The organism is Pseudonocardia sp. KRD291 (genome assembly GCF_019263595.1).
In the GTDB taxonomy this organism is placed as follows: Bacteria; Actinomycetota; Actinomycetes; order Mycobacteriales; family Pseudonocardiaceae; genus Pseudonocardia.
Map to the genome: position 1 here is coordinate 1 of NZ_JADQDD010000308.1, position 6,847 is coordinate 6,847.

At 74.6% G+C, this 6,847-nt stretch carries 4 protein-coding genes; 1 reads left to right on the forward strand and 3 read right to left on the reverse strand.

Features of this window, described 5'->3' with window-relative positions:
* Positions 1-1,236: hypothetical protein (locus tag I4I78_RS27975; protein WP_218614495.1), on the forward strand; the 1,236-nt coding region annotated here is incomplete at its 5' end.
* A 22-nt stretch (positions 1,237-1,258) separates the two neighbouring features.
* Here the strand turns inward: I4I78_RS27975 and I4I78_RS27980 are convergent.
* The 3 genes from I4I78_RS27980 to I4I78_RS27990 form a co-directional block, all read right to left on the reverse strand.
* The gene (locus I4I78_RS27980) at positions 1,259-1,924 is read right to left on the reverse strand and encodes a hypothetical protein (protein WP_218614496.1); all 666 of its coding nucleotides are present in this window, start codon (positions 1,922-1,924) and stop codon (positions 1,259-1,261) included.
* Positions 1,921-2,397 (reverse strand): thioesterase family protein, encoded by a 477-nt coding sequence (locus I4I78_RS27985; protein ID WP_218614497.1) that lies wholly within the window; start codon positions 2,395-2,397, stop codon positions 1,921-1,923. The genes I4I78_RS27980 and I4I78_RS27985 overlap by 4 nt, the downstream gene beginning before the upstream one ends.
* Positions 2,398-2,428: 31 nt before the next feature.
* Positions 2,429-6,847 (reverse strand): NAD-glutamate dehydrogenase (locus I4I78_RS27990; RefSeq protein ID WP_218614498.1); only part of this gene is annotated, 4,419 nt, incomplete at its 5' end.

A 6,847-nucleotide genomic window follows, 5' to 3' on the forward strand; every position in this document is an offset into this window, starting at 1 on the left:
GGCACGGACACGGGAGCCCGCACCGGCGCCGCGACCGGCAGGACCGCTACCGGCGCCGAGGGCACGGCGGACGGGCCCGGGTCGACCGAGGCAGCACCCGCGCCCGCCAGGACCGCCCCGCCGGACGCGATCATGTCCGCGAAGCCGCGCCGGGGCCGGGGCGTGTCCCCGGGCGGGCTCGCGATCGGTCTCGCCGCGATCCTGCTGGCGGCGCTGACGCTGTGGGCGATCGTCTCCCCGTCGACGCCCGACTCGCCCGCGCCCAGCTCGGCCCCGGCCGTGTCCCCGGAGGAGCAGGCACTGCGCCCGGCCGAGGTCGTCGCGGCCCCGAGCCTGCCCGAGCCGCGGGTGCGCGCGACGGTCCCGGTCGCGGACAGCCCGGCCTGGGCCGCCGCCGCCCCGAGCGGGCGGTTCACGTACCTGGCCGTGCAGGCGCCGCCGCGGCTGGTCGTGCTGGACGCGCAGACCGACGCCGTCGCCGCGGAGATCCCGCTCCCCGGGCCCCCGGACTACGTCAGCGTGTCCCCGGACGGCAGCCGCGCCTACGTCAGCATCGGCGACGCCGACGACGCGCAGAACACGATCGGCGTCGTGGACACCGCGACGAACCGGCTGCTGTCCACCGTCCCCGCGACCGACGACCCGCTGCTGGCGGTGCCCTCGACCGACGGGCGTTTCCTCTACGTCGCGGGCCGGGGTTCCGGCAAGGTCGACGAGGTCGATCCGGCCGCGGGCGTCGTCACCCGCTCCGTCCCGGTCGCACGGGAGCCCGCCGCCGCGGCGCCCTCACCCGACGGCGACCGCGTCTACCTGGCCAACCGCGGCGCCGGGCTGCTCACCGTGCTCGATCCTGCCAGCCTCACCGTGCTGGGCACCTACAAGGTCTCCGGCGACGCGCAGGCGGTCACCGCCGCACCCGGCGGCGGCCAGATCGCGGTCGCCGGACCGGACGACGACACCGTCTCGATCATGGACCCGGACTCCGGGCGCGAGCTCGCCACCGCCCGCGTCGACGGCGGCCCGTCCGCGCTGGCGTGGTCCCCGGACGGCAGGCACCTCTACGTCGGAGCCGCCACAGCGGAGGCGCTGCGCGTGGTGGACACCACCACCTGGCAGGTCGTGGGGAGCGTGCCCACCGACGGCGCACCCACGTCGGTCACGGTCAGCCCGGACGGCCGGACCGGCTGGGTCACCGACTCCGACGGCGGCACCGTCACCGTCCTGAACCTGGCCTGAGCCGGCGGGAACCAGGGCGGGGCTACACGGTGAGCAGCGGCAGCGACGTCAGGCGCCGCCGCACGACGGCGCCGTAGCGGGCGTCGAGCCGCACCCAGGACCCGGTCGCCGACACCCGCACGACCGGCTCCTGACCGGTCGTGCCGGAGTCGCCGAGGAACCCCATCCCGGACATCGCGAACAGCACCCGCATCTGCACCTTGACCGCGCGCACGGGCGCGGTGCCGGTCGAGGCCGCACCCGACGGTGGGCTCACGGTCAACACGGTCTGGTCCAGCAGCGACGCCGGCGGCCCCATCGGCCCGGCGTGCTCGCGGGCCAGCGCGATCCCGCGTTCGGCCAGGCTGTCCAGCTCGCCGGCCGGGATGTCGTCGACGATCGCCCAGCCGCCGTCCGGGGGCAGCTCCTCGGCCCACGGCCCGGCCGCGGGGCCGGGGTCGACGGCCTCGGACCGGTCCACGGCCAGCGACGTGAGCAGCGACGAGGCCAGTACCGCGCGCTGGGCGGGCTCCATCGAGCCGGAGACCGAGCGGGTGACCAGCACGTCGAAGGGCGTGTGCGCCCACGCGGTGACGAGCCCGTCGGCGCTGCGCAGCTGCATCGACGCGGCCTGGTCCAGGCGCACCACGCGCGCGGTGAACGCGCCCAGATCGTCGCGCTCGGTGGGGTCGTCGAGCCGGATCGTCACCGGGTGCTCCCGGCCCCGGCCGACTCCGCGCCCGCCCGGCGGGAACCGGGCGCGGCGTCGTCGGACCAGCGCGCGAGGAACTCCCGCTCGTCGGCGTTCAGGCGCCGCACCCGGTCGGCCTGCAGGTCGTAGAGCGCCATCCGGGTCGCCGCCGTCACCGCGACCGTGTCCGAGGCCTCCGGCCCGTCGTGCATCTCGTACCCGAGCGTGAACGACGCGGCGCGCACGTCGCGGACGTCCATCGTCACCAGCAGCGGCTGCGGCCGGTACCGGATCTGGCGACGGTAGGAGACCTCGAGCCCGGCCACCAGCAACCCGGTGGAGAACCCGGACAGGCCCTCGGCGCCGGCCGCGGTGAACGCCAGCTCGACCCGCGCCTCCTCCAGCAGCGTGACGACCCGCGCGTGGTTCACGTGGCGGTAGGCGTCCTGGTCGGTCCAGCGCAGCGGAACGTGGGTGACGAATCGGGACACGCGGTGAACCCTCTCAGATCATCGGGAGCGGCTAGCGGGCCAGGCCCCGCAGCTGCCGGGAGATCACCGACAGGGTCGCCAGGTCCAGCGTCGCCGAGGCACCGATCTCCTGCAGCGCCGACCGTGCCCGCACCAGCCGCGAGGAGTTCGCCTGCTCCCACGCCGCGATCGCGTCCGTGACACCCGTTCCGGGCGGGGACTCCCTCAGGGCGTCGAGGGTGATCGCCCGCAGCGAGCCGTACAGGTCGTCGCGCAGGGCCAGCCGGGCCAGCCCGTGCCAGCGGTCCCCGCGGGCCAGGCCGCTCACCGCCGTCAACGCCGTGTCCACGCCGAGATGCTCGGACAGGGCGTAGTACAGCAGCGCCACCTCGGCCGCCTCCCGCGGCTCCTTCTCCCGGTCGGAGAGCTCGACCAGCTCGACGACGTCGAGCAGGCCGAACGAGTACAGCGACAGCGCCGCCGGCTCGACGATCTCCTCGGGGACCCCGGACTCACGCAGCCGGGCCGCCCGCTCGGTGACCGCGTCCAGCTCACGGCCGTGCAGCAGCTCGGGCAGCCGTCCCCGCAGCGACCGCACCTGCGCGGCGAAGCGGCTGGTCTCGGCGCCGATCGCCAGCGGCTGCGGCCGGTTGGTCAGGAACCAGCGCGACGCCCGGTCCAGCAGCCGCCGGGAGTCGAGCACGATGTCGTCGGCCACCGCGACCGGGATCGGCGCGGACCGCACCGTCTCCCACAGCGCGGGCAGGTCGAAGACCGTGGTGGTGACGGCGTAGGCCCGCACGGCGTCCGGTGCGGTGGCCGCCAGCTCCTCGCCGAGCCGGAACGCGTAGCTCGCCCCGGCGCCGTCGACCATCTCGTTGACCAGCATCGTCGCGGTGATCTCACGGCGCAGCGGGTGCGCGCGGACGGCGTCCGGGAAGCGTTCGCGCAGCGGGGCCGGGAAGTACTCCGGCAGCCGGGCGGCGAACGCCGCCACGTCGGGCAGGTCGGAGCCGACCAGGCGTTGGGTGAGGTCGAGCTTGGTGTGCGCGAGCAGCGTCGCCAGCTCCGGGCCGGTCAGTCCGTGCCCCGCGGCCTCGAGCGCGTCGAACCCGGCGTGGTCGGGGAGCACCTCCAGCTGCCGGTCCAGCCCGGCCCGCGCGACCAGGTCGTCGATCATCCGGCCGTGCACGTTCGCCATGCTCGCCGCGTGCGAGCGGCTCACGCCGAGCACCGCGTTCTGGTCGACGTTGTCGTCGAGGACCAGCTCGCCGACCTCGTCGGTCATCGACGCGAGGAACTCGTCGCGGGCCGGGCGGTCCAGCTCACCGGCGGTGACCAGCCGGTCCAGCAGGATCTTGATGTTGACCTCGTGGTCGGAGCAGTCGACGCCCGCGGAGTTGTCGACGGCGTCGGTGTTGATCCGGCCGCCGCCACCGTCCGGCCCACCGCTGCGGGCGAACTCGATCCGGCCACGCTGGGTCAGGCCCAGGTTCCCGCCCTCGCCGACGACCTTCACCCGCAGCGCGGACCCGTCCACCCGGATCGCGTCGTTGGCCTTGTCGCCGGCGTCGGCGTTGCTCTCCGTGGAGGCCTTGACGTAGGTGCCGATCCCGCCGTTCCAGAGCAGGTCGGCCGGGGCCAGCAGGATGGCGCGGATCAGCTCCGGCGGGGAGAGCCGGGCCACGGTGTCGTCGAGGCCCAGCGCGGCCCGGATCTCCGGGCCGACAGGCACCGACTTCGCCGTGCGCGGCCACACCCCGCCCCCGGCGCTGATCGCCGACCGGTCGTAGTCGTCCCAGGTGGAGCGGGGCAGCTCGAACAGCCTGCGGCGCTCGGCGAACCCGCGTGCGGCGTCCGGGTCGGGGTCGACGAACACGTGCCGGTGGTCGAACGCGGCGACGAGGCGGATGTGTGGCGAGAGCAGCATCCCGTTGCCGAACACGTCGCCGGACATGTCCCCGACCCCGACGACGGTGAAGTCCCGGGCCTGGGTGTCGGTGCCGAGCTCGGCGAAGTGCCGTTTGACGCTCTCCCACGCGCCCTTGGCCGTGATGCCCATCGCCTTGTGGTCGTAGCCGACCGAGCCACCGGAGGCGAACGCGTCGCCCAGCCAGAAGCCGTACTCGCCGGCGATCTCGTTGGCCAGGTCGGAGAACGTCGCGGTGCCCTTGTCCGCGGCCACCACCAGGTAGGAGTCGTCGCCGTCGTGGCGGACGACGTCCGGCGGCGGCACCGTCTCGACGCCGCCGTCGGGCCGGGTGTGCAGGTTGTCGGTGACGTCGAGCAGCCCGGAGATGAACGTGCGGTAGCAGGCCCGCACCTCGGCCGGGTCGGGGCGAGGGGTCCGCACCACGAACCCGCCCTTGGCCCCGACCGGCACGATCACCGCGTTCTTCACCGCCTGGGCCTTGACCAGGCCCAGCACCTCGGTGCGGTAGTCCTGCTGCCGGTCGGAGAAGCGCAGCCCACCGCGCGCGACCGGGCCGAACCGCAGGTGCACGCCCTCGATCCGGGGCGCGTAGACGAAGATCTCGAACCGCGGCCGGGGCGCCGGCACGTCCGGGATCGACGACGGGTCGAGCTTGAACGAGAAGAACGCCCGGTCGCGGAACCAGTTCGTGCGCAGCGTGCCCTCGACCATGGCCAGCAGGCCGCGCAGGATCCGGTCCGCGTCCAAGCCGGTGACCTCGTCGATCAGCGCGGTGACGGCGTCGCGTGCCTCCGCGACGGCGGCGTCGCGGGCACTCGCGGTCGGGTCGAACCGGGCCCGGAACAGCGTGATCAGCGCCCGCGCCACGTCCGGGTAGGCGACCAGGGTGTTCGCCGTGTACTGCAGGCTGAACAGCCCGCCGAGCTGACGGCTGTAGCGGCTGTAGGCACGCAGCACCGCGGCCTCGCGCCAGTGCAGGCCTGCGCGCAGCACCAGCGCGGAGAACCGGTCGGACTCGGCGTCACCGCGCCAGGCCGCGGAGAACGCGTCGCTGAACCGGGAGCCGGCGTCCTCCGGCGGGACCTCGGGCTTGCCGCTGGCGCGCAGGCCGAAGTCGTAGAGCCAGCAGCGGCGCCCGTCCGGGCGCAGGAACTCGGCCGGGCGCTCGTCGATCACCTCGACGTCGAGCTGCTGCAGCAGCGGCAGTACGGCGGTCAGCGTGACCGGGGAGTCGGCCAGGTAGAGCGCGAACCGGATGTCTCCCTCGGGGCCGCGGTAGAGGCGCACGTCGAAGCCCTCGGCCGGCAGCGCGAGAAGCCGCCGCAGGTCCTCCACGGCCCGGTCCGGCGCGATCCCGGCCTTGTAGGACTCGGGGATGCCGGCGAGCACCCCCGCCGCGCGGGTCCCGGCCGCGCCCAGGGCGGAGACCAGCCGGTCGTCCCAGGTCCGGGAGGCCTCGGTGAGCTCGTCCTGCAGCGCGTCCAGGTCGCAGTCGACGGGCTCGGCGGCCGGGTCGGTGGCCACCGTGAAGTGCACCAGCGCCAGGCTCGCCTCGTTGACCTGCGCGGTGTAGGCGACGTCGCTGCCGCCCAGCCGCTCGCGCAGCACGTCGGCCATGGCGAGGCGGCTGGTCGTGGTGTAGCGGTCGCGCGGCAGGTAGACCAGGCAGGACAGGAACCGCCGGTAGGGGTCCGGGTGCACGAACACGCGCACCCCCCGCCGTCCGGCCGCCGCCAGCACCCCGACCGCGGTGTCGTGCAGCGTCTGTTCGGATGAAGAGAACAGCTCCTCGCGCGGCAGCCCGGAGAACACCTCCAGCATCTGCTGCCCGGAGTAGGAGTCGGCCGGGAACCCGGCGCGCCGGATCGCGGACCGGATCTTGCGGGCGACGATCGGGATGTCCAGCACGCTCTCGTAGCGGGCCGGGACGGTCAGCATGCCCAGAAAGCGGTGCTCGCCGGTGACGGTGCCGTCCGCGTCCCGGGTGCGCACGCCCAGGTAGTAGGGGTGCACCGGGCGCAGGACACGGCTCGGCTCGCTGGCCCGCGTGATCACCAGCGTGGACGCGTCCTCGTCCGACGGGGTCGAGCCGTTCTCCGGCAGGAAGATCCGGGACCCGGCGTCGTCGGGGCGCAGCACGCCCAGACCGGATCCGGTCTCGGGCTCCAGCCGCCCCTCGACCCGGGTGTAGTGCCGGTACCCGACGAACGTGAAGTGGTCGTCGATCAGCCAGTGCAGCAGCTCCGAGACCTCACCGGGCAGCAACGCCCCGGACCCGGCCGGGTCGTGGTCGCCCGCGGGTCGTGCGTCCGACTCGTCCGCGTCGTCGGCCACCGCGCGGGCGCGGGCGACCATCATGGCGCCGTCGTCGACGACCTGGCGGACGTCGAGCAACGTGCGCTCGAGCTCCTCGCGCACCTCGTCGAGGTCCGGGGTGGTGGAGCCGGACACGTCGACGTCGAGGTGCATCCACGACTCCACGAGGCACCCGGCCGGTGCCGCGGCGGCGTCGGCCTCGGTGTCGACGTCGGTCAGCGC